Genomic DNA, 21,837 nt, shown 5'->3' with positions numbered 1-21,837 from the left:
AATAATATTTTACGAGGAGGACTGCAAATGAAAAAGAGAAAAGTTCCTTTGCGCAAATCGGTTGTTTCCGGTGAAATGTTCCCTAAAAAAGAGTTAATTCGCATTGCTAAATCAAAAGAAGGCGAAGTTTCAATTGACCCTTCAGGAAAGAAGCCAGGACGCGGTGCATATGTTGCGTTGGAGCCGGCGGAAGTTGAAGAAGCGTGGAAAAAACGTATTTTAGACCGTACGTTGGACATTGAATTAACGGATGATTTTTATCAAGAACTACTTGATTATGTGAAGCACCAAAAAGCCAGAAAAGAGCTCTTTGGCAATGAATAAACAGAAGGCCTTGAACATGTTGGGCCTTGCAATGCGTGCAGGCAAACTGATCACAGGGGAAGAAATGACGATTAACGAGATTCGCAGGAATAAAGTGAAACTTGTAATTGTTACTACTGATGCGAGTGAAAATACACAGAAAAAAGTATCAGATAAAAGTAAGTACTATCAGACGACATATTTTATCGAATTTACTCAAGGAGAGATTTTAGGCGCAATTGGCAAACCTCGGAAAGTTATCGGGGTATTAGACCAAGGCTTCGCCAACAAAATTATGACGTTAATAAAAGGTTAGGAAGGTGATTGCATGGGAAATAAACGAGTGTACGAATTTGCCAAAGAAGTGAATCAATCGAGTAAGGATGTTGTAGAGAAAGCACATGCTTTAGGGATTGATGTAAAAAATCATATGGGTTCATTATCAGGAGACGATGAATCAAAATTGAAACAAGCTTTTTCTAGCAAGCCGCAAATGAATACTCAAGCAAAACCATCAGCTAACCAGCACGAAAAACCAAAATTCCATGGAAAGAGCTCGAAGAACAACCCAAATTTCCAGAATAGAAAAGGAAATAAAGACTTGACACAAAACAATAGACAGAACAACTCAGCGAACGCAAACCGTTCAAATCAAGGACAACGTCCAACACAAGGAAATACTAGTAATACACAACGCCCAGCACAAGGCGGAGCAAATAATGCGCAACGCCAAAACCAGGGTCAACGCCCGGCACAAGGCGGAGCAAATAATGCACAGCGCCAAAATCAAGGACAACGCCCGGCACAAGGTGCTGCAAATAATGCACAACGCCAGAACCAGGGACAACGCCCAGCACAAGGCGGAGCAAATAATACACAACGCCAAAATCAGGGTCAACGCCCGGCACAAGGTGCTGCAAATAATGCGCAACGCCAGAACCAGGGTCAACGCCCAGCACAAGGCGGAACAAATAATACGCAACGCCAAAACCAGGGTCAACGCCCGGCACAAGGTGCTGCAAATAGCGCACAGCGTCCAGCACAAAGCGGTACGAACAATGCGCAACGCTCGAACCAAAGCGGCTCAACAAATCAAAGTGGTAACCAAAGTCGCAATAAAAATAATTATGGTAATCAAAACCGCAACAATAGTTACGGTGGTAACCAAAATCGCAATAAAAATCGTTTTAACAAAAAAGGTAAAAAAGGGAAGCAACAACAGAGCAATAAACCAGCAGTGCCACCACGTAAGTTCCGTGAGTTGCCAGAAATTTTGGAATATACAGAAGGCATGAATGTGGCAGATATTGCAAAGAAAATCTATCGTGAACCAGCTGAAATCATCAAAAAGCTGTTTATGATGGGGGTTATGGTCAATCAAAACCAACCATTAGATAAAGATACGATTGAGCTATTGGCAACTGATTATGGTATTGAACCGCAAGAGAAAGTTACAATTGACATTGCTGATATTGATCGGTTCTTCGATGGCGAAGACGTAAACGAAGAAAAGTTGGTGTCTCGTCCTCCAGTAGTAACGATCATGGGTCACGTAGACCATGGTAAAACAACTTTATTAGACACCTTGCGTCATTCGCGTGTGACGAGTGGTGAAGCAGGCGGAATTACACAGCATATTGGTGCATATCAAATTGATATTGATGGCAAGCCAATTACGTTCTTAGATACACCCGGACATGCGGCTTTCACAAGTATGCGTGCGCGTGGCGCAAGTATCACGGATATCACAATCTTAGTCGTAGCGGCTGATGATGGTGTAATGCCTCAAACAATTGAAGCAATCAATCATGCGAAAGCGGCGAAAGTACCAATTATCGTAGCGGTTAATAAAATCGACAAACCAGGTGCTAACCCGCAACATGTAATGCAAGAGTTAAGTGAATATGAATTAATCCCTGAAGCATGGGGCGGAGACACAATCTTTGTAGAGATTTCAGCCAAATTCAATCAAAATATTGATGAATTATTAGAAATGATTCTATTGGTAGCTGAAGTGGAGGATTTGAAAGCAGATCCGACTCAACGCGCGATTGGTACTGTAATCGAAGCTCGTTTAGACAAAGGGAAAGGTCCAGTTGCTACATTGCTAGTTCAACAAGGAACAATGAATGTAGGAGACCCAATTGTTGTTGGGAACACATATGGTCGTGTTCGTGTAATGACGAATGATATTGGTCGTCGTGATAAAACAGCTGGTCCAGCAACTCCAGTAGAAATCACAGGATTAAATGATGTACCTCAAGCGGGTGATCGTTTTGCGACATTCGAAGACGAAAAGACCGCTCGTGCTGCTGGTGAAGAGCGCGCGAAACGCGCAGTGCTTGAGCATCGTAGTGCCAGTGCCCGTGTAACATTAGACAACTTATTTGAATCTCTTAAAGAGGGCGAATTAAAGGAAGTTAATGTCATTATCAAGGCAGACGTGCAAGGTTCTGCTGAAGCATTAGCTGCATCATTGAAAAAAATCGATGTTGAAGGCGTTCGTGTGAAGATCGTCCATTCAGCTGTAGGTGCTATCAATGAAAGTGATGTTACTCTAGCCGCAGCAAGTAATGCGATCATTATTGGCTTTAATGTTCGACCTACACCACAAGCAAAACAACAGGCTGCAAACGAAGAAGTTGATATTCGTTTACATCGTATTATTTATAAAGCTATCGAAGAAATCGAAACAGCAATGAAAGGTATGCTTGATCCTGAGTACGAAGAAAAAATCACAGGTCAAATGACTGTACGTGAAACATATAAAGTTTCTAAAGTTGGTACAATCGCTGGATGTTATGTTAATGAAGGCTCTATCCAACGTGATAGCGGAGTACGGATCATTCGTGATGGCATCGTTATTCTTGAAGGAAAGCTTGCCAGCTTGAAACGCTTTAAAGATGATGTAAAAGAAGTTAAAATGGGCTACGAATGTGGAGCAATGATCGAAAACTTTAATGATATCAAAGTTGACGATGTAATCGAAGGCTTCATTATGCAAGAAATCAAACAAAAATAATTGTTGGTTCCGCTATGACTTATATAGTGCGTAGCGGGACTAACAAATGAATGATATGAACAAGGAGGCAGTCGTTATGCCAAATTATCGCGATCGTCGTCTCGCTCAAGAGATTTTAAAAGAAGTCAATGACATCTTGCGAAGAAAAGTTCGTGATCCGCGGGTACAGGACGTAAACATCACTGATGTTCATGTTACAGGCGACTTGCAGCAAGCGACGATTTATTACAGCTTATTATCTGATAAAGCTTCAGAAAAAGAAAAAGCACAAGAAGGATTGAACAAGGCAAGTGGCTTAGTTCGTCGTGAGTTAGGACAGGCCTTATCAATCTACAAAACTCCGGAATTGTTTTTTGAATTAGATGAATCAGTTGAATATGGTTCTAAGATTGATCAAATGATCCGGGACTTAAATAAAGAATAAATTTGTTAGAACCTGATTTTTTTTCGGGTTCTTTTTTGCATTATTGGACAAATCCTGTTAAAGTGTATGCAGTTTGTAATTAATCCTTTTGCTGGATATTTTTCAAGGAGGCAAAGTCTAAAATGACTACGGAATTTGAGGAACGGATGAAGGCTCTCCATAAAGAGTTTGAGAACTTGAGCCCAGAAGAGCGTAAAGCCGTTAAACAAAAAATAAAGAGAATCAATGTCTTAACTTCTCGTAAATTAGAACGAATGAAACATGATTTGCTGCGCATGGAAACAAAGCGTGCCCAGCTTTCGTTAGATGGTGAATCAAAAGAACTATCTGAATTGGAAGATCGGATTATCAGTAAAAAAAGAGAGTTCTTAAAATTATTATTTAAAGCAAAAGAGAATTGTTCCAAGAGGTGAGTGAATGGGCTTAATTGAGATTATTATCATTTTAGCCATTGCCATTACCTTATCGAATGTTTTAGCAAAAGTTTTCCCATCATTTCCAATATTTATGATCCAAATCATTCTCGGAATTGTTCTTGGTTTTACTGAAGTTGGAAGTTCGATCCATTTTGAGCCAGAAGTATTTCTTGTAATGATTATTGCGCCCTTATTATTTCGTGAGGGTGAGACCGCAGATATACCATCGATTCTGAAGCATTTTGGTTTAATCTTGCTTCTAGCCTTTGGTGGTGTGATTTTTACGCTATTTGGCCTGGGTTTTGTTTTGCATAGTATTTTACCAGCGATTCCAATTGCAGCTTGTTTAGCGTTTGGTGCTTCTTTAGGGCCAACGGATGCTGTAGCAGTCAGTTCATTGGCAAAACGGTTAAATATTCCTGAATCAGTGATGCACGTCTTAGAAGGTGAAGGACTCATCAATGATGCAACTGGTGTCACGGCCTTCCAGTTTGCTGTAGCTGCTCTATTGACAGGACAATTTTCTGCCGCGGATGCCTCAATTTCCTTATTGGAATCAAGTATTGTAGGCGTATTGGTTGGTCTAGTAATTATATGGATCAAAAATGAGATCATAAAGATTATTGAACGAATTTCTGCCCAAGATGTATCTGCTTATTTGCTGATCGAGCTGATATTGCCGTTTGTGGCGTATTTTATTGCTGAATTGTTTCATGCTTCAGGGATTATTGCAGCGGTGGTAACTGGTGTTTTACAAGCTACTGGCTTTCGTCGAGTGAATTTGTTTGAAGCACAGCTTTCCAATGTAACTGAAAGCTCTTGGAGCACGATTAGCTTTATGCTGAATGCATTGGTGTTCATCTTTTTAGGAATTGAGCTATCTCAAGTCTTTTCACCTGTTTGGAATAGTCGAAATTATTCTAATACTCATCTATTAGGCATTGTATTATTACTCACGGCTCTTTTATTTGTTTTACGTTTTATGTTTGTCAGTGGTTTTTACATTGTTACCCAAGGATGGAAGCGAAGTCATGAGCAGCTGAGAGATCGACTATTGTTGACCTTCGGCGGTGTTAAAGGAACCGTCAGTATTGCAACCATTTTTATCTTACCAACAACGATTAACGGACTGGAGTTTCCTGAACGATCCCTGTTGCTGTTTATCACAGCCTGTGTAACCTTTTTGACACTGATTATCGGGATGATCCTCTTGCCGATACTATCTGAAGGAGAGGTTGTTCCACCAACTGATCCGAAGCTAATGTTGATTCTGCGTGAAGTAATTAGTGAGCTTTATGAAGATTTGGATAATAAAAAACTTAGCGAAAAAGAGCGGTTTGCGCTGCTTGCTGTTATTGCGAATTATCAAGGGCGTGTCCAGCTGATCTTCAATAATTCTATGCCAGAAAGTGCACAACAGGAATTTCAAGAAATTCAAGCATTAATAATCTCGGTTGAACGTGATGGATTAGATGAAAGCTTTAGACGTCATCAAATTGACTCAGGTGCTTATCGTTTGTATTCGCGTTTTATTTCAAATGTATCTGAATCCGTGACGAAACAAATGTTGTCGTTACTTAGTTTTTGGTTGATTTTTGTTCGCCGTATTATCCGTGTTATTATGCATCCAAAAATGTTTTGGCAACGCCGGCAGAAGCGCAAAGAGACTGTAGACAATGAAGATATTTCGTCACTTAGAAAGATATTTATTCGTAACAGTGAAGCGATACTAGATAGTTTGGAAAATCTGCGTGATGTTTATGATGAAGATTTGATTGATTTCTTTATTGATGAACGAAAAAATTTGATGCACCAGGTTAGTGGACACGGGCTATTTGGAACGTATTTGATTCAGCAAGATCCAATCTATGCCAAAGAATTGATTCGTGGATTTTATTTGGAAAGAAAAATCATAGATAAGTATGAAGTGAATGAAGAAGTTTCTAACTTCGCGGCCAATAATTATCGCCATCAAGTGAATCAATTAGAATCGTATGCAATGCGACAGCCATCAGATCCAAGTATTTCCTTTGTGATTAGTCGGCAACGTCAAAAGAAAAAAGCGAAAGAAAAGAATTACTAAAATCGCCATTTACAATTGGCGGTTTTTTTTACGCTCTTTTTTTGGTTCCAAGAATTTTTATAAAAAGTATCATTGAGTCCTCAGCGTTGACTTGCCATTTCTCAGAAGAGCTATGCTATAATGGGAACGTTGATTATAAAATGAAATGAGGAAACAGCGATGGACGGTATTTTACCGTTATGGAAAGAGCGCGGTATGACGAGTCATGACTGTGTATTCAAATTAAGAAAAATTTTACAAACTAAAAAAGTTGGTCATGGTGGAACGCTAGACCCTGATGTGGATGGTGTATTGCCGATCTGTATTGGAAAAGGCACTAAAGTGATCGAATACTTACAGGACAGCGGAAAAATTTACGAGGGTGAAATCACGTTAGGTTTTTCTACAACAACAGAGGACCGTAGCGGCGAAGTTGTAGAGCATAAGGCGGTAGATTCACCATTAACAATAGAAGAAATTGATCAGATGATGGCGGCATTTATTGGGACTATCAAACAAGTGCCTCCAATGTATTCAGCTGTCAAAGTAAATGGTAAACGTCTATATGAGTATGCGCGAGCGGGTCAAACGGTTGACCGACCAGAGCGTGAAGCAGTGATTGAAAGCTTTCAGCGAACAACTGCTCCTGTTTATAGCAAAGAGAATAGAACACAGAGTTGGCGTTTTCAAGTTACCTGTGGAAAAGGGACTTATGTTCGAACTTTGGCAGTGGATCTAGGAGAGAAACTCGGATATCCTGCTCATATGTCGGATTTGACGCGCCTAGCAAGCGGCGGATTTTCGGTTGGTCAAGCTGTTACTTTAGCTCAGATCAGTGAGCTGATGGAAAAAAATCAGATTGATCAGGCGTTACAGCCAATTGAAGAAGCGATGAAGGAATTTCCACGGATCGATTTAACAGATAGTGATTGGCAAAAAGTCAAGAATGGACAGCTTTTGCCATTGAAGACTTTTGGGATCAAGAAAATGCCGGGAGAATTGATTGCTTTCTTCTACAAAAATCAATTAGTTAGTCTCTATGGATTACATCCCGAAAAAAATTGGCTCTTGAAGCCTAGTAAAGTCATTCGAAATGAACTCAGTTGCGAAGGAAAATAAGTTCATTAATAGGAATCAGGAGGTATAGCAGATGGAAATTATAAAATTACGTCATCCTTATAAACCAGAAGAAATTCCTGTAGGAGATTGTGTTTTAGTTTTAGGCTTTTTTGATGGTGTTCATCGCGGACACCAAGAAGTTATCAATACTGGTAAAAAGATAGCGCAAGAAAAAAATTTGAAATTGGCCGTTATGACTTTTAATCAGCATCCTGCAGTAGTATTTCAACAAGTACAAAGTAAGCCAATTAAATATCTTTCAACCTTGAGACAAAAGGAAGAACGAATGGCAGAATTGGGTGTTGAACTTTTATATGAAGTTGCCTTCACATCGTCATTTGCTGCACTGAATCCGCAAGATTTTGTTGATCAGTATATCGTCGGCCTGCATGCCAAGGTTGCGGTCTCAGGTTTCGATTATAATTTTGGAAAGGATCAGGCAGCAGATGCTAAATATCTTCCTAAATATGGGAAGGATCGTTTTGAAGTGGTAATCGTTGCTAAAAAGACGGAAGAATTTGAAACTGAAAAAATCAGTTCTTCACGAATCCGCCGTTTATTATCAGAGGGCCGATTAGAGGAAGCAAACCATTTGTTGGGGTATATTTATGAGATTAGCGGTACCGTTATTCATGGTGAGGCTCGTGGAAGAAGTTTAGGCTATCCCACTGCAAATATTCAGGTACCTGATGACATGAAGTTACCAAAAGAAGGGGTATATGTTAATCAAATCAAGGTTGGTGATGAGTGGTATCCAGCAATGGGGTCGATTGGACATAATGATACGTTTGGCTCAAATCGGATGCTGACAGTTGAGATCAATATTCTAGATTTCAATCAACAGATTTATGGTGAGAAGGTCAGTGTACGTTGGTATCATATGTTGCGTGGACAAGTAGCATTTGAATCGGTGGAGGGCTTAATTAAACAGCTTGAAGCGGATGAGCAGGCTACGAGAGCTTATTTTGATCATTTGTAGGACATTCAGAAATGGATGTCTTTTTTTAGCTTTGTTTTAAACCATCGACAAAGCAGAGAGCCCAGCTCTTTGTTATCATAAAATTAAAAGGAGTTTTTAGCATGGAAGACAGTTGGTATATTCGGCCTTATGAAAAAACAGATGAAGAGACACTATTTGCAATGATGGAAAAAGAAGCCGATTGGAGCGGGTATTGCTTTGGTGAGGGAAGAAGAAAGTATGAGCTCGCCTTGGAAACATCCCTAACATATTTGCTTTTTGAGGACAAAAAAATATGTGGATATGCTCGTTGTCGAGAAGACGATGGCTTTGGTATTTATATTTATGATCTTTTGGTGGATGCAAATTGTCGCGGGAAAAATTATGGTCGCTATTTGATGGAACAAGTCTGTAAGGATTTTCCTAAGCAGATTGTTTATGTAATGAGTGATGTTGATCCTTATTATGAAAAGCAAGGGTATCAAAAAGAAGGAACAATTTTTATTGTGCAGCCGCAATAATTTTTATCGTTGACTCTCCCTTAACAGGAGACAGTATTCTGTTAATGAAAGGGGAGAAACAAAGTGAAGACAGCTATCGAAGCAAAACAATTAACAAAAGAAATTGGCGGAAATAAGATCGTCAATCAACTATCCTTCACCGTTAATAAAGGTGAAGTTTTTGGTCTGTTGGGACCAAATGGTGCGGGGAAAACAACGACAATTGAAACACTTTTAGGTGTCAAACGACCTGATCAAGGTTCTGCTGAGATCCTTGGAATGAATCCACGGAAACAGCGACGAGAGATTTTTGAACGTGTCGGAGTCCAGCTGCAATCATCTAGTTATCAGAATAATATTCGTGTGGGAGAATTGTGTCGAGAACTGTCTAGTTTATACCAACAGCCTCGAGACTATCGAGAATTATTGAGTTTATTCAAGTTAGAAAGGTTTGAAACACAGTTTGTTGAGAAACTTTCCGGTGGTGAGAAGCAAAAGCTTTCTATTGTACTAGCATTGATTCCAGATCCGGAAATCATTTTTTTGGACGAATTGACGACTGGATTGGATACTGAGGCACGTAGAAATGTTTGGCAAACATTGCTCGAATTGAAGGAGACAAAAATAACAATCTTTTTAACAACTCATTTCATGGAAGAAGCAGAAATTCTTTGCGATCGCCTCCTTCTCATTAAGCGCGGAAATCTTGTAGTTGAAGGAACAGTTCCAGAACTGCTGGCAGAGAGTTCACAGAATAATTTGGAGGATGCTTATCTTTGGTATGTTGGAGGGGCTGAGAATGAATAAAGTACTTAATTTAGCAAAAGTTGAAGGGAAATTAGCGATTCGTTCTATTGATGGTATTCTTTTTGGGATCGGAATGCCGCTGGGTGTTCTATTATTGACTACTATGATTGCTGGAAATAAACAAGCTGGCAGTGCGGCTTACACATTTTTAGACAGCAGTTTCAGTTCTCTGCTTGTCGTTGGAATCTGTGCAACAGCATTCATGGGTATTCCGCTGACAATTTGTGATTATCGCGATAAAAAAATACTCAAACACTTTTTCGTGACACCAGCTTCACCTGGACATTTGATCGCTACTCAGGTATTGGTTGCTATGGTCACAGCAATAATTTCTGCAGGGCTGGTAGTATTCGTTTCGGTAGTATTTCTTGATTATCGGATGCAGGGAAGCTGGGGCTTATTGATTGCGAGTTATTTTTTGGTTATGATTGCAATGTATAGTTTAGGTCTATTGATCGCCAGTCTATGTAAGAATATCAAGATTGCCAATTTAGTTTGTAGTTTGGTCTATTTTCCAATGCTCTTTCTATCGGGGGCCGTGATTCCGTTTGAACTTTTTCCTGAAGGAATGCAAAAAGTTGCCGGCATTCTTCCATTGACGCAGGGTGTTCAATTATTAAAAAGTGTTAGTCTAAACCAGCCAGTAGGGAATCCGCAATTTGTGCTAGTTCTTTTGAGCGTAATCACGCTTTTAGGATTCGGCCTAGCTGCGAAGCTATTTCGTTGGGAATAGAAAAGAGGAGGATTTAATGGAACAGGAGTGTGAAAAAATCGAAGAAAAACTTTATCGGATCGGTATGTTTTCTAAGATGAATCAAGTAACAATCAAAACGTTACGTTATTATGATGAAGTGGGGCTGCTGCGCCCCCGCTTCATCGATCCTGACAATGGCTATCGCTATTACAGTTCAAGTCAATTGGAGCCGTTGCATCGTCTCTTAGCTCTTCGAGGTATTGGCTATAGTATTGAAGAAATCAAACAGGTGCAAGACGGTGTGAGCGAGCAACGCATCCTGCAGCGGAAGAAACAACAATTAATGAAAGAAATTTCTGAACGCATGTCGATGCTATCGCAAATTGAAGGATACTTGCAACAGGAGGAAGAAAATTATCACATGGTAGTTAAGAAATTGCCAGGTGCAATCGTAGCCTCGATGCGAAAAACGGTTCCAAATTTTGATGCACTATTCTCAACGATTCCAGAGATGGGAGCGCTGATGGAAAGAGCAGGATGTGTTTGTGCTGTGCCGGAATACTGTTTCAATATTTATCATGACAATGAATACAAGGAAGAAAATATCGATATTGAAGTTTGCGAAGCTGTGACTGAATTAAAAGAGAATATTGGGGATCTCAAATTCAAACATATCGCCGAAGTTCCAGAGGCGGTTTGTACGATGCATAAGGGGCCTTATAAGGGAATTCCTAAAGCTTACGCAGCAGCAATTAGATTTGTTGAAAACAATGGTTACGAGATCATTGATTCCGCTCGTGAAAACTATATTGATGGAATTTGGAATAAAGAGCATCAAGATGATTGGTTAACAGAAATTCAAATTCCAGTTAAAAAAATATAAGATCAAAAGAAATCTTTGGGAAAAAGATTTCTTTTTTTGTGATTAATTGAAGAATAATGACAAAAAGTAATTGTTTGGTTGATTTGGTTGTGATACGCTAGACGCAGTATTAATGAAAACGCTCTATCATTATAATAGAAAGAAGGAAAGAAAATGGCAAAAGAACGTTTCGTTCGAGTATATTCTCAAGGAAAATTGGACGCAATCATGATATTTGTGGATCGTGAAACAGGTGTGAATTACGTGTTCAACAAGGTTGGCTATGCTGGAGGTTTAACACCATTATTGGACAAGGACGGCAAACCAGTGATTACATCAATCGAGGAATTGGATAAAAAATAAAGAGCATTAGCCAACAAGTGCGCACGACACTCTTATGCTAAACTTTTAGTATGTAGACAAAGGATATCAGTTCGACAATAATCAAGAAATAGGATGCTTAGAACAATGATAGGCTTTCTCTAAAAGTCGATCTGATACCAAGTCTACATGGAGTTTTTTGAATTTTGAACAGGGAGTGAAAAAAATGCATGCTTGGGAAGCTATTCAAAAATCGGTAGACTATGTTGAAGAGCACATTAAAGAAGAATTAGCGATTGAAGAATTGGCGCAGGTATCCTATCTGTCGCTTTATTATTTTCAAAAATTATTTAGCCGCTTGGTTGGGAAAACGGTGAATGAGTACATTAAGGCTAGACGAGTGGCGAACGCGAAGCCATTATTGCGCTCGACTGATCAAAGAATCGCCGATATCGCTTTTGAATATGGCTTTAATAGTCATGAGACCTTCACTAAGGCCTTTAAGGAAATTTATGGAGTTACTCCTGAAGCCTATCGGAAAAGTAAACTACTGTTAACAGATTTTTTAAAACCAGACTTATCGATTTACTACACGTTGGTAGATGAGGGCGTGCCTCTGATGGTGGACGATATGGTGTTAGAAGTCAATCAGCTCACGATCAAGGAAACAGAATACTATACAGGTGTGTCGAAGCAAATTGATTCTAGTGAGATGAATGGAGTTGGTGTTAATACTCTAATTGACTTATGGGATGAATTTCATGAAAAGAAAGAGACCATTCCCAATTTGTTAAAAGATGGGGTAGCAATTGATTATTTTACAACCGCTGAGACACCTGGAAAAGTCCTCTACTTTGTAGGAGGCTCATCTGATGATAGTCAGGTGGAGGGCTTCAAACAAATTAAGCTAGATCCAGGAGCGTTCTATGTCTGCACCTTTGAAGCAGAGAATTTCACTTATTTAGTAGAAGACGCTCTGTATAAAGCGAATAATTATTTCTTTGAAACGTGGCTTAAAAGACATGGAGTCGAAATGGAGAATATGGCCCCTTTTTTGATTCAAAAATATGTGAATGTAACTGATGACCCTAAAATAGAAATATGGATCAAGCCGATCAAATAATTGTAAACTATAAGTGAAAAACTTCGGATCAATGAGCTGATCCGAAGTTTTTTGTTAATCCCTTTATTCATCTTTATCAATAGAGATGTCCGCCTCTTTATGCAGTGCATAGCCCCAAAAAATCCCCGTCAGTTGTGTGATCAGAAAAAGCGCGATCAACGGGATAGCAGCCGTAAAGGGGGATGAAGAATGATACAGATTTATCAAAGGACTTTTAATAATGATTAAAAAGCAACTTAACACTATATTAAGGATGTTTCCAATGATTAGTAAGGAAATCTGTCGTGTCATCTTGGCATAAAAACCGATAATTACCGTAAGAATTAAAAAAAGAAAAATTCCTATGATTGAATCGAAGAGGTAGTCAATCGCTAAAGAAAGATGGACATAGGGAATCAGATAAAAAATAAAAGGTAATTGCAGGATTCGTTTCTTACTCAGCGCAGTGACCTCCTTAAAATTTTTCTATGGTTATTTTATGACTGATAAATGGTCAAATCAATACAAAAGTAAAAAATATGTTGGATAATGAAAGTTCTTTTATACTGCTATCAACAAAACATTAACTGTTTAGAACTAAATTTTTTCTTATTGACGCCAATTTTACTAATTTAAAAAAGAAAAAGTAAAAGCCGATTTTTTATGGATTTTAGGATAAAAGAGGAAAACAAATGTAAAACATTAGAGATATTCTGAAAAAAATGCGATAGCAAAGCAAATATGAACAGAATATTTTTTCTTTACTATCTGAGAGATTGTGATAATATGATTAGAAATGGAGGGGTTATATGAATAAATTGCAAGATCGTTTTAACAAAAATGTGTATGAAATCGCCGTCTCACTGATTCGTCAATTTGACGAAAAGGTCTCTGGGATTCCTAATATGCTGAAGCTGACATTAGGCGAGCCGGATTTTAATACCCCTGAGCACGTCAAGGAAGCAGGTCAGCAGGCGATAAAAGATAATTTCAGTCATTATACTGGTATGTCTGGTTTGATGGATGTTCGAGAAGCAGCGAGCCGTTTTTTATCTGAAAAATATACAGTGAACTATGAACCGACAAACGAGGTTTTGGTAACTGTAGGCGCAACTGAAGCATTGTCAGCCAGCTTGTTGTCTATCTTAGAAGCTGGGGACAAGGTATTGCTTCCAGCACCAACTTATCCAGGATACGAACCATTGATTCTACTTGCAGGTGCTGAGCCTGTTTACATCGATACACGGGAAACTGGCTTTGTTTTAACACCAGAGCAAATCGATCAGGCGATGGCAGAGCATGGGGAGAAGGTCAAGGCAATCATTATCACCTCGCCTTCAAATCCAACGGGTGTGGCGTACAATGAGAAAGAGGTTTCCGCGTTAAGCCAGACACTGAAAAAGTATCCGATTTTTGTGATCAGCGACGAAATTTATAGTGAACTGAATTATGAGACAAAGCACGTTTCATTTGGAAAATATTTACGTGAACAGACCATTTTAATTAATGGACTGTCTAAATCTCATGCGATGACTGGCTGGCGTATTGGCTTTATTTTTGCACCAGCGGAATTGACTCAGCAGATTATCAAGGTTCACCAATATTTGGTAACAGCGGCCTCAACTATTTCACAAAAGGCTGCGGTTCGAGCGTTGGTACAAGGGATTTCTGATGCTGAAATAATGCGAGAAGAGTATCGTGAACGGCGCGATTTTGTTTATCAAGCGATGACCAAATTGGGATTTGAAGTGGCTCGTCCGTCAGGCGCATTTTATATCTTTGCTAAAATTCCAGCAGATCAAATACAGGATTCAATGGCCTTTTGTATTGAGTTAGCTGAAAAAAATCAATTAGCAATTATTCCAGGGATTGCCTTTGGTCCTGAAGGTGAAGGGTATGTTCGAATAAGTTATGCGGCTTCGATGGAAAATTTAGTTGAAGCCATGAATCGTCTAGCAGCATATATAAAAAAATAAATAGAAACGATCAAATCCTTTTCGATTTGATCGTTTCTATTTTACTTATTTAAATAGTTGAACAGACCGCTGATCGTTTTGTCAGTTAAGCTGATTTCTTTACCATCGACAATAGCTTTTACTACATGATAATAATCAGGCAGATCTGGGACTTCCTTTAATTGCGCTGCTATAAAATCGTTAGCACTAGCATACTCTTTTTCTTTTTCAGAATTGTTCAATTCATAGGTAATCTCTAGCATCTCTATTCGCTTCTCTCACTTAAAATTTTCATTGCATAGGTATTATACAATAAAACTAATAAAAAGTAAGTTATTTCGTCTTTACCAAACATTTACAGTTCTTTACCGATCATTTACATGCATTCAACAAGATATTTACGTTCCATTGTTAAAGTAACGATGTACTAAAAATAAGAGATGTGACATGAAGCATTGAGTCGATTTCTTAAAAAGGAATGCATTATCTATTATAAGGAGTGTACATGAATGAAGAAAATTATTTTAGCATTAGCATTTTCAGGGATTATACTAGCGGGCTGCAGCGATGGGGGCGCAACAAAGGACTCCAGCTCAGCTAAAGAGGATACAGCAAAAATTACTGCCGTTGGTTCAACAGCCTTACAGCCGTTAGTCGATGCTGCTCAAGAAAGCTATACACAAGAGCATCCCAACGTTCAGATCTCTGTTCAAGGCGGCGGTAGTGGAACAGGGTTGAGTCAAGTTGAGAGCGGCTCGGTAGAAATCGGTAATTCAGATGTTTTCGCTGAAGAAAAGGATGGCGTGGATGCTGACAAATTAGTTGATCACAAAGTTGCAGTAGTCGGTTTTGTTCCAGTCGTTAATAAGGATGTTGGCGTGAAAGATGTTACTAAACAGCAATTAATCGATATCTTTACAGGAAAGATTAAAAATTGGAATGAGCTTGATGGAAAAGACGAAGCCATTCAAGTTGTAAACCGTGCTTCAGGTAGTGGAACTCGTGCAACTTTTGAGAAATGGGGACTAGACGGAAAAGAACCAATTCAGTCACAGGAACAGGATTCATCAGGTACGGTGAAAAAAATCGTGGCGCAAACTCCAGGAGCGATCAGCTACCTTGCTTTATCTTATGTGGATGACAGTCTGCAAGCATTGCAATTAGATGGTGTAACAGCTAACGACAAAAATATTACTACGAATAAATGGCCAATCTGGTCCTATGAACATATGTATACGAACGGTAAGCCAGAAAAAGCGCTAGCAGACTTCTTGAAATATATGACAAGTGATGAAATACAATCAGGACCGGTAAAAGAATTGGGCTACTTGCCAATTACTTCAATGAAGGTAGAACGATCTGTTGACGGTACAGTGAAATAACCATTTTTGCAAAAGTGAGCAAAATGACGTAACAGCTTCCCCAAAAATAAAAAAGGATCGCGGAAAAATCTCCGCGGTCCTTATTTGTTTGGTAATTTAAGAGTAAAAGTCGAGCCGAGTTTCGGATGACTTTCCACTATAACTGTTCCTCCAAGAATCTCGCTGTACTCCTTGACGATAGCAAGTCCTAGTCCAGTACCGCCCGAGTGTCGAGCACGAGCCTTGTCTACGCGATAGAAGCGTTCGAAGATACGTTTTTGATCGTCTTTTGACATCCCGATTCCGTGATCAGTGACAGTGAATTCTAATTGGTCATTTAGTCGATAGCTTAATTCAATCAAACTATTCTCAGGAGAATATTGAATCGCATTCTCTAAAAGATTTTTAACGATTGGTTGGAAAAAGGTCAAACGGGTTTGATAGAAACAATTCTCCGCACCATCGATTGTAACTGTGATTTGTTTACTCTTTAGTAAATGCTCATACAACTCTATTTGCTGATGGAGAAAATAGTTCAGTTCGATCGTTTGCCGGTCCTCAGCTAAATCATTACTATCCTTTGAAAGTTCAATAATGTCTTGAATCAATCGCTGCAACCGTTTGGCATCATTTTGCATGATAGTCAAAAATTCTTCAGTCAAGTCAGGATCATCTTTAGCACCATCTAACAAAGTTTCAGTAAATCCTAATAAGGACGTTACCGGTGTTTTTAATTCATGAGAGACATTTCCAACAAAATCACGTTGAATTTTTTCTAATCGGCGAACGTGGGTCAGATCATAGACAGTCCCCATAATTTGATCACCTTTGATTTCATTCTCGAGATAACGTAAACGAATATCCAAATTCATCGAACTAGGGAGTTTTGTTGAAATTTCTTGATGTACCTGATTTTTATCCACCAATACTTGTTGAATTAATTGAATAAACTTGTTATCCTCAATAACCTGCCAATAGTAGTGTTGACTGGCACCGCCAATTTGCAATAATTCTTCCATTGCCGGATTGATCATAGTAAATCGTCCTTCGGTATCGATAATGAAGACGCCGATTGTCAACTCGTGAAAAAGCGTTGAAAATTGTTCTTCTGTCGATGTGTAAGCAGCATAGGTTTCATTCAACTGTTCGCTGATTTGATTGACTGCGACATAGAGCTCTTGCCATTGCGGCGAATTTTGCATGACATAGTTACTTTTTTCAGGCTCTTTCAACATTCGTTGTAAGACGGGAAGGACTGTTTCAATTGGGCGATTTCGTTGATAGATCAAATAACAGATAATTAAATAAATGAAGACATAAAATAAAAATAAGATAATAAAAATCGTTCGTTGAAAGTTTCGTGTTTTTGGTTGAAAAGCCGAGGTCCTTTTTGCCACGCGTAAGATACCTACTGTAGCATCTTTCGTTCGGATCGGTTGTGCCGTATAAAGCAACTCGGCTTTTAGCGTTGTGCTATGGCGAACAGACGAGCCAACATCGTTGCTGTTTAAAACAATTTTTACCTCCGGGCGATTCTCCCGACTACCTGAAAGATTCGGTTCTGTACTATCAAAAATAATTTTGCCTTTCGCATCTAACAGTGTGATCCGATCATTCGCCTCTTTAGAAAAACTCTCAATTACCTCTCGATTACTGGTTGAATCCAGCTGATTCAAATCTAGTCGATGGATTATAAGCTCGCCATTACTGGTCAAGAATTCTTCCTGCTGTTCCAATAATTCCTTAGTGTAGAAATGGTTTGCTAATTTCCAACTGCCTAAAAAGAGCAGGCAGATAAAGAGAAAGGGAATAAGGTAGTCTAAGTGTTTACGTTTCATTGGGCGGGCACCTGAAATTTATAGCCAAAGCCTCGAACAGTCTGTAAATATTGTGGATGCTTTGGATCAACTTCAATTTTTTCTCGTAAATGTGAAACGTGCACATCTACGATTCGACTTTGACCAGAAAAATCGTATTGCCAAATGCGATCAAGCAGGGTATCACGATCGATTACACGTTCTTTACGTTTCATGAAGTAAACGAGTAATTCAAATTCTTTCGGTGTCAATTCGATTTTTTCTCCTCGAACGGTCACTTGATAATTAGAAAGATCTGCCTTGATTTCACCTGCGGTCAGAAATTCGTGTTCAATAACTTCCTGACGTGGTTCCACTCTTCGGAAGATTGCCTTCATTCTGGCTAATACTTCCCGAGGTGAAAATGGTTTAGTTAAGTAATCATCAGCACCAATCTCTAACCCTAAAATACGATCGATAGCATCGTCCTTAGCTGTGAGCATTAGAATAGGTGTGTCGACTTTTTCTTGCCGTAATTTTTTGGCGATTTCTAAACCGTCCATCGATGGCAGCATTACATCTAAAATAATGAAATCAAATTTTTCATTCAAGGCCAGCTCATAGCCTTCTTTACCATCTTCAGCAGTAGTGACAGCGTAACCTTCTTTTTCTAAATTAAAACTTAGCAACTTTACGATCGAAAGCTCATCGTCAACGACTAATACACGTTTCATAAGGGTCTCCTTTTTTAAGAACTTTTCATTTGTGAAAGACTATTTCCATACCTGAATAAATGGTATAATGGGAAAGCAGTTTTGTCACCTATTTTCTATTAATTTGATGGGAGAAATAATGATGCTGGGAATTAGTGCTTGTCTAGGCGGTGTGTTTTGTCGCTATGATGGCGGATCGAATGAGATCACGGCGCTGAAAAAGTTAGTTGAAGCGGGTCAAGCAATCATGATTTGTCCAGAAGTCTTAGGTGGTTTGTCAACACCTCGGCATCCTGCAGAGATACAAGGCGGCGATGGCTTTGATGTGTGGCAGGGACAGGCACGGGTTTTGGATAATGAGGGAAATGATTTAACTGAAGCTTTTAAACAAGGTGCGATCAAAGCATACGAAGAATTACAGAAATTGCAGATCACAGGCTTGATTCTAAAAGAAAAAAGTCCATCCTGCGGCAGCAGCTTGGTCTATGATGGCAGCTTCTCAGGTATGCGAATTAAAGGAGTAGGGGTAGCAACAGCCTATTTTATTCAGCAAGGTCTACTTGTTTATTCTGAGGAAAATTGGCTAGAAATGAGGATGACGTAATGGAAATCGAAAAGACAAATCGTATGAATGCGTTGTTTGAATTTTATGCAACGCTGTTAACGGAAAAGCAAATGAACTATATGGAGCTGTACTATGCTGATGATTTTTCTTTAGGGGAAATTGCCGAGGAATATCAGGTGAGTCGTCAGGCAGTTTATGATAATATCAAAAGAACAGAAAAAATCTTGGAAGATTATGAGCGTAAGCTGCATCTGTTCTCTGATTATATTGTGCGAGAAGAGCAGCTGGATAAATTGGCACTTTATGTGACCGAGCATTATCCTAAAGATGAGTTTTTAGCCGAAACAATTACTGGCTTACAAGATTTAGATGAATAGAAAGGAAAATAAGCAATGGCATTTGAAAGTTTAACGCAGCGCCTGCAAGCTGCGATGGGAAAATTACGGAAAAAGGGAAAAGTTACTGAATCAGATATTACCGAAATGATGCGAGAGATTCGTCTGGCATTGTTAGAAGCCGATGTTAACTTGCAAGTTGTGAAGCAGTTTACCAAAGAAGTGCGTACGCGTGCATTGGGTGTGGAAGTTTTAGAAAGCTTGACGCCCGCACAACAAATTGTAAAAATTGTTGATGAAGAATTAACCAAAACGTTAGGATCAGAAGCGGTAGGTATCGAAAAATCACCAAAAATCCCAACGGTTATCATGATGGCTGGTTTGCAAGGGGCAGGTAAGACAACCTTTGCTGGGAAGCTTGCGAATCAATTAATCAAAAATGAAAAAGCTCGTCCATTAATGATCGCAGGTGACGTATATCGTCCGGCAGCTATTGATCAATTAAAAGTTTTAGGTCAACAACTGAATGTTCCAGTCTTTGATATGGGGACGGATGTTAGTCCGGTAGAGATTGTCCGCCAAGGGATGGAACAAGCCCGCGAAAATAAAAACGACTATGTCTTGATTGATACGGCTGGTCGCTTGCATATTGATGAAGCTTTGATGGATGAGTTAAAACAAATCAAAGAAATTGCGCAACCAAATGAAATTCTTTTAGTCGTTGACGCGATGACTGGTCAGGATGCTGTCAATGTTGCACAAAGTTTCAACGAACAGCTGGGAATTACTGGGGTGGTCATCACTAAATTAGATGGTGATACTCGTGGTGGTGCGGCGCTATCGATTCGTGCTGTAACAGGTGCACCAATCAAATTTATCGGTTCAGGTGAGAAGTTAACGGACCTTGAAGTTTTCCATCCAGATCGAATGTCCAGCCGAATCCTAGGTATGGGAGATATGCTGACTCTGATCGAGAAGGCTCAGCAAGATTACGATGAGAAAAAGGCTGAAGAGCTTGCTCGTAAGATGAAGGAAAACAGCTTTGACTTCAATGACTTCATTGAGCAATTGGATCAAGTAATGGGCATGGGGCCAATCGAAGACCTACTGAAAATGATTCCTGGTATGAGTCAAATGCCTGGTATTGAAAATGTCAAGGTTGATCCAAAGGACGTCGAGCGTAAGAAAGCAATGGTTTTTTCAATGACGCCAGCTGAACGAGAAAACCCAGATTTGTTAAATCCAAGTCGTCGTCGTCGTATTGCGGCAGGTTCTGGAAACTCTGTGGTTGAAGTTAATCGTATGATTAAGCAATTTAAAGAATCCCGCAAAATGATGCAGCAAATGAGCAAAGGCAGCATGCCTGCCGGAATGGATCAAATGTTTGGTTCTGGTATCAAAGGGAAAATGGGCAAGATGGCTATGAATCGTATGGTCAAGAAGAGTAAGAAAAAGAAGAAGAAACGGAAATAAGAGAATAGCAATAGCGTCTGTCTCAAAAACTGAGACGGACGCTATTTTTGTCAGTTGCATTTTTGCCGTTTGTTTAAACGAGAGATGAATCGGTCATTTTATACTAAATCACTGATATGTGTAGAATGCATTATTATACGAACGATGATTGCTCTCTTTAAAAAAAGGGCTCCTTATTAAGATACTAGCCGTAGGAAGTATCGCCAGTGATAAAGGAAGAAAACACCAGTGAGACTTAAAAATAGATAGATTTGTGGTTCTTGTCTAGGAAAAACTTGAATTTCTTTAGGAGCTCTGTGAATGATTTTCTTACTGAGCTTCCAAAGGAAAAAACCAATAAACGCACCAAGCGTATTCATAAGCAAATCATCAATATCAGTTGCTCGCCGATTAAAAAGCTGAAGAAACTCAATCATCAATGAAAATTCACAGCCTAGCAACACTACAAAGCCTAACCTACGACACTGCTTCCAGATCAACGGCAATAAAAATCCTAATGGAGTGAACATGATAATATTAAGAACATTCAGCATTCCAACACCAGTTTGGAAGGAGGAAAGATTAATTTCTTCAGGGCGAGTCAAATCTGGGTAGCTGAGAATATCTTCAAGGGTTCCAACGCCAGTAACATTTATAACTAAATAAAGATAGAGTAAAAAGACCCAGCGCCAAACCATCGAAGAAATAAAAATGGTTTCTTCTTTTCTTTTTAATATGAAGGCTTGATAGATCAAACAAGGTAAAAAGATACAAGCGATAAGATAAAGTCGGAATAGAATATCTAGGATCATCAAAGAATTACCCCAATTTTTGGTTTAGTTTATTGAATGCACCCGAAAGAACTTTGAAAAATTTTCGGGAAAAGATTAAGATTGCGCAGACACAACCGACTATTAAAGTGATAACAACGTTTGTCAGGATAGGATCGCTGATAGACACGTCAACCTGTTCATAATTCTTCTTGCTAAAAAAGTAAAGCCAAGGATCAAAGAAACTAGTATTAAGAATAAATGAGGTAAAAATTGTCATTATCCCCCAAATCGGCCAAC

At 39.1% G+C, this 21,837-nt stretch carries 23 protein-coding genes; 19 read left to right on the top strand and 4 right to left on the bottom strand.

The genetic code is table 11. The features are described from left to right. Positions 1 to 27: 27 nt before the first annotated feature. From rnpM to JZO85_RS19820, 15 genes are all read left to right on the top strand, one after another. Positions 28 to 324, top strand: a complete 297-nt coding sequence (rnpM, locus tag JZO85_RS19890; protein ID WP_207110257.1) for an RNase P modulator RnpM — start codon at positions 28 to 30, stop codon at positions 322 to 324. After that, positions 317 to 619 (top strand): L7Ae/L30e/S12e/Gadd45 family ribosomal protein, encoded by a 303-nt coding sequence (locus JZO85_RS19885; protein WP_207110256.1) that lies wholly within the window; start codon positions 317 to 319, stop codon positions 617 to 619. Before rnpM ends, JZO85_RS19885 begins: the two co-directional genes overlap by 8 nt. A 12-nt stretch (positions 620 to 631) precedes the next feature. Then, a complete protein-coding gene (gene infB / locus JZO85_RS19880) occupies positions 632 to 3,325 on the top strand; it encodes a translation initiation factor IF-2 (RefSeq protein ID WP_207110255.1) in 2,694 nt (897 codons plus the stop codon). A gap of 76 nt (positions 3,326 to 3,401) precedes the next feature. Further along, positions 3,402 to 3,749: a 30S ribosome-binding factor RbfA gene (rbfA, locus tag JZO85_RS19875; protein ID WP_207110254.1), complete on the top strand. Its 348-nt coding sequence runs from the start codon at positions 3,402 to 3,404 to the stop codon at positions 3,747 to 3,749. A 122-nt stretch (positions 3,750 to 3,871) separates the two neighbouring features. Continuing rightward, on the top strand, positions 3,872 to 4,162 hold the full coding sequence (locus tag JZO85_RS19870; protein WP_010746074.1) for a hypothetical protein: 291 nt from the start codon (positions 3,872 to 3,874) through the stop codon (positions 4,160 to 4,162). A gap of 4 nt (positions 4,163 to 4,166) precedes the next feature. Further along, positions 4,167 to 6,248 (top strand): cation:proton antiporter, encoded by a 2,082-nt coding sequence (locus JZO85_RS19865; protein WP_207110253.1) that lies wholly within the window; start codon positions 4,167 to 4,169, stop codon positions 6,246 to 6,248. 159 nt (positions 6,249 to 6,407) lie between these two features. Beyond that, a complete protein-coding gene (gene truB / locus JZO85_RS19860; protein WP_207110252.1) occupies positions 6,408 to 7,346 on the top strand; it encodes a tRNA pseudouridine(55) synthase TruB in 939 nt (312 codons plus the stop codon). A gap of 31 nt (positions 7,347 to 7,377) precedes the next feature. Then, positions 7,378 to 8,325 (top strand): riboflavin biosynthesis protein RibF, encoded by a 948-nt coding sequence (gene ribF, locus JZO85_RS19855; RefSeq protein ID WP_207110251.1) that lies wholly within the window; start codon positions 7,378 to 7,380, stop codon positions 8,323 to 8,325. 101 nt (positions 8,326 to 8,426) lie between these two features. Next, positions 8,427 to 8,825: a GNAT family N-acetyltransferase gene (locus JZO85_RS19850; RefSeq protein WP_207110250.1), complete on the top strand. Its 399-nt coding sequence runs from the start codon at positions 8,427 to 8,429 to the stop codon at positions 8,823 to 8,825. Positions 8,826 to 8,888: 63 nt separating this feature from the next. After that, a complete protein-coding gene (locus JZO85_RS19845) occupies positions 8,889 to 9,611 on the top strand; it encodes an ATP-binding cassette domain-containing protein (protein ID WP_207110249.1) in 723 nt (240 codons plus the stop codon). After that, positions 9,604 to 10,344 carry an ABC transporter permease gene (locus JZO85_RS19840; protein WP_207110248.1) on the top strand — a complete coding sequence of 247 codons (741 nt, stop codon included), beginning with the start codon at positions 9,604 to 9,606 and terminating at the stop codon, positions 10,342 to 10,344. Before JZO85_RS19845 ends, JZO85_RS19840 begins: the two co-directional genes overlap by 8 nt. Positions 10,345 to 10,360: 16 nt before the next feature. Further along, positions 10,361 to 11,188: a MerR family transcriptional regulator gene (locus JZO85_RS19835; protein ID WP_207110247.1), complete on the top strand. Its 828-nt coding sequence runs from the start codon at positions 10,361 to 10,363 to the stop codon at positions 11,186 to 11,188. Between the two features lie 153 nt (positions 11,189 to 11,341). Next, positions 11,342 to 11,530, top strand: coding sequence for a DUF6440 family protein (locus tag JZO85_RS19830; RefSeq protein ID WP_207110246.1), 189 nt, complete (start codon positions 11,342 to 11,344; stop codon positions 11,528 to 11,530). A gap of 184 nt (positions 11,531 to 11,714) precedes the next feature. Beyond that, on the top strand, positions 11,715 to 12,611 hold the full coding sequence (locus tag JZO85_RS19825; RefSeq protein WP_207110245.1) for a helix-turn-helix domain-containing protein: 897 nt from the start codon (positions 11,715 to 11,717) through the stop codon (positions 12,609 to 12,611). Positions 12,612 to 13,399: 788 nt separating this feature from the next. Continuing rightward, positions 13,400 to 14,566, top strand: coding sequence for a pyridoxal phosphate-dependent aminotransferase (locus JZO85_RS19820; protein ID WP_207110244.1), 1,167 nt, complete (start codon positions 13,400 to 13,402; stop codon positions 14,564 to 14,566). Between the two features lie 41 nt (positions 14,567 to 14,607). Here the strand turns inward: JZO85_RS19820 and JZO85_RS19815 are convergent, their stop codons facing one another. Further along, a complete protein-coding gene (locus JZO85_RS19815; RefSeq protein ID WP_207110243.1) occupies positions 14,608 to 14,808 on the bottom strand; it encodes a DUF4649 family protein in 201 nt (66 codons plus the stop codon). A 246-nt stretch (positions 14,809 to 15,054) separates the two neighbouring features. Here JZO85_RS19815 and JZO85_RS19810 point away from each other — a divergent pair, with 246 nt between their 5' ends. Then, entirely contained in the window at positions 15,055 to 15,927 is an 873-nt protein-coding gene (locus JZO85_RS19810) for a phosphate ABC transporter substrate-binding protein PstS family protein (protein ID WP_207110242.1), read from the top strand. A gap of 80 nt (positions 15,928 to 16,007) precedes the next feature. On the opposite strand, the gene JZO85_RS19805 is transcribed toward JZO85_RS19810, so the two are convergent. Both JZO85_RS19805 and JZO85_RS19800 read right to left on the bottom strand, forming a co-directional pair. Further along, positions 16,008 to 17,744, bottom strand: a complete 1,737-nt coding sequence (locus JZO85_RS19805; RefSeq protein ID WP_207110241.1) for a sensor histidine kinase — start codon at positions 17,742 to 17,744, stop codon at positions 16,008 to 16,010. Then, a complete protein-coding gene (locus JZO85_RS19800) occupies positions 17,741 to 18,436 on the bottom strand; it encodes a response regulator transcription factor (protein ID WP_207110240.1) in 696 nt (231 codons plus the stop codon). Before JZO85_RS19800 ends, JZO85_RS19805 begins: the two co-directional genes overlap by 4 nt. Positions 18,437 to 18,557: 121 nt before the next feature. On the opposite strand from JZO85_RS19800, the gene JZO85_RS19795 reads away from it, so the two are divergent. The 3 genes from JZO85_RS19795 to ffh are packed head-to-tail and all read left to right on the top strand — an operon-like array spanning position 18,558 to position 20,788. Next, the gene (locus tag JZO85_RS19795) at positions 18,558 to 19,019 is read left to right on the top strand and encodes a 2-thiouracil desulfurase family protein (RefSeq protein WP_207110258.1); all 462 of its coding nucleotides are present in this window, start codon (positions 18,558 to 18,560) and stop codon (positions 19,017 to 19,019) included. After that, positions 19,019 to 19,357, top strand: a complete 339-nt coding sequence (locus tag JZO85_RS19790; protein ID WP_016180731.1) for a putative DNA-binding protein — start codon at positions 19,019 to 19,021, stop codon at positions 19,355 to 19,357. The genes JZO85_RS19795 and JZO85_RS19790 overlap by 1 nt, the downstream gene beginning before the upstream one ends. Positions 19,358 to 19,372: 15 nt before the next feature. Continuing rightward, positions 19,373 to 20,788, top strand: coding sequence for a signal recognition particle protein (gene ffh, locus JZO85_RS19785; RefSeq protein ID WP_207110239.1), 1,416 nt, complete (start codon positions 19,373 to 19,375; stop codon positions 20,786 to 20,788). Between the two features lie 176 nt (positions 20,789 to 20,964). Here ffh and JZO85_RS19780 read toward each other — a convergent pair whose 3' ends face one another. After that, positions 20,965 to 21,579, bottom strand: coding sequence for a VanZ family protein (locus tag JZO85_RS19780; protein ID WP_242550459.1), 615 nt, complete (start codon positions 21,577 to 21,579; stop codon positions 20,965 to 20,967). Positions 21,580 to 21,837 lie beyond the last annotated feature (258 nt).

This window comes from Candidatus Enterococcus murrayae, assembly GCF_017315985.1.
In the GTDB taxonomy this organism is placed as follows: domain Bacteria; phylum Bacillota; class Bacilli; order Lactobacillales; family Enterococcaceae; genus Enterococcus_A; species Enterococcus_A murrayae.
This window is presented reverse-complemented; position numbering and strand designations above follow the sequence as displayed.

Coding starts and splice junctions, on each gene's coding strand:
- JZO85_RS19870 (WP_010746074.1), top strand. CDS start 3,872: ATGACTACGGAATTTGAGGAACGGATGAAGGCTCTCCATAAAGAGTTT.
- ffh (WP_207110239.1), top strand. CDS start 19,373: ATGGCATTTGAAAGTTTAACGCAGCGCCTGCAAGCTGCGATGGGAAAA.
- JZO85_RS19825 (WP_207110245.1), top strand. CDS start 11,715: ATGCATGCTTGGGAAGCTATTCAAAAATCGGTAGACTATGTTGAAGAG.
- JZO85_RS19790 (WP_016180731.1), top strand. CDS start 19,019: ATGGAAATCGAAAAGACAAATCGTATGAATGCGTTGTTTGAATTTTAT.
- JZO85_RS19865 (WP_207110253.1), top strand. CDS start 4,167: ATGGGCTTAATTGAGATTATTATCATTTTAGCCATTGCCATTACCTTA.
- JZO85_RS19815 (WP_207110243.1), bottom strand. CDS start 14,808: ATGCTAGAGATTACCTATGAATTGAACAATTCTGAAAAAGAAAAAGAG.
- truB (WP_207110252.1), top strand. CDS start 6,408: ATGGACGGTATTTTACCGTTATGGAAAGAGCGCGGTATGACGAGTCAT.
- JZO85_RS19820 (WP_207110244.1), top strand. CDS start 13,400: ATGAATAAATTGCAAGATCGTTTTAACAAAAATGTGTATGAAATCGCC.
- JZO85_RS19830 (WP_207110246.1), top strand. CDS start 11,342: ATGGCAAAAGAACGTTTCGTTCGAGTATATTCTCAAGGAAAATTGGAC.
- ribF (WP_207110251.1), top strand. CDS start 7,378: ATGGAAATTATAAAATTACGTCATCCTTATAAACCAGAAGAAATTCCT.
- JZO85_RS19795 (WP_207110258.1), top strand. CDS start 18,558: ATGCTGGGAATTAGTGCTTGTCTAGGCGGTGTGTTTTGTCGCTATGAT.
- JZO85_RS19850 (WP_207110250.1), top strand. CDS start 8,427: ATGGAAGACAGTTGGTATATTCGGCCTTATGAAAAAACAGATGAAGAG.
- JZO85_RS19800 (WP_207110240.1), bottom strand. CDS start 18,436: ATGAAACGTGTATTAGTCGTTGACGATGAGCTTTCGATCGTAAAGTTG.
- rbfA (WP_207110254.1), top strand. CDS start 3,402: ATGCCAAATTATCGCGATCGTCGTCTCGCTCAAGAGATTTTAAAAGAA.
- JZO85_RS19810 (WP_207110242.1), top strand. CDS start 15,055: ATGAAGAAAATTATTTTAGCATTAGCATTTTCAGGGATTATACTAGCG.
- JZO85_RS19780 (WP_242550459.1), bottom strand. CDS start 21,579: ATGATCCTAGATATTCTATTCCGACTTTATCTTATCGCTTGTATCTTT.
- JZO85_RS19840 (WP_207110248.1), top strand. CDS start 9,604: ATGAATAAAGTACTTAATTTAGCAAAAGTTGAAGGGAAATTAGCGATT.
- JZO85_RS19835 (WP_207110247.1), top strand. CDS start 10,361: ATGGAACAGGAGTGTGAAAAAATCGAAGAAAAACTTTATCGGATCGGT.
- JZO85_RS19885 (WP_207110256.1), top strand. CDS start 317: ATGAATAAACAGAAGGCCTTGAACATGTTGGGCCTTGCAATGCGTGCA.
- infB (WP_207110255.1), top strand. CDS start 632: ATGGGAAATAAACGAGTGTACGAATTTGCCAAAGAAGTGAATCAATCG.
- JZO85_RS19805 (WP_207110241.1), bottom strand. CDS start 17,744: ATGAAACGTAAACACTTAGACTACCTTATTCCCTTTCTCTTTATCTGC.
- rnpM (WP_207110257.1), top strand. CDS start 28: ATGAAAAAGAGAAAAGTTCCTTTGCGCAAATCGGTTGTTTCCGGTGAA.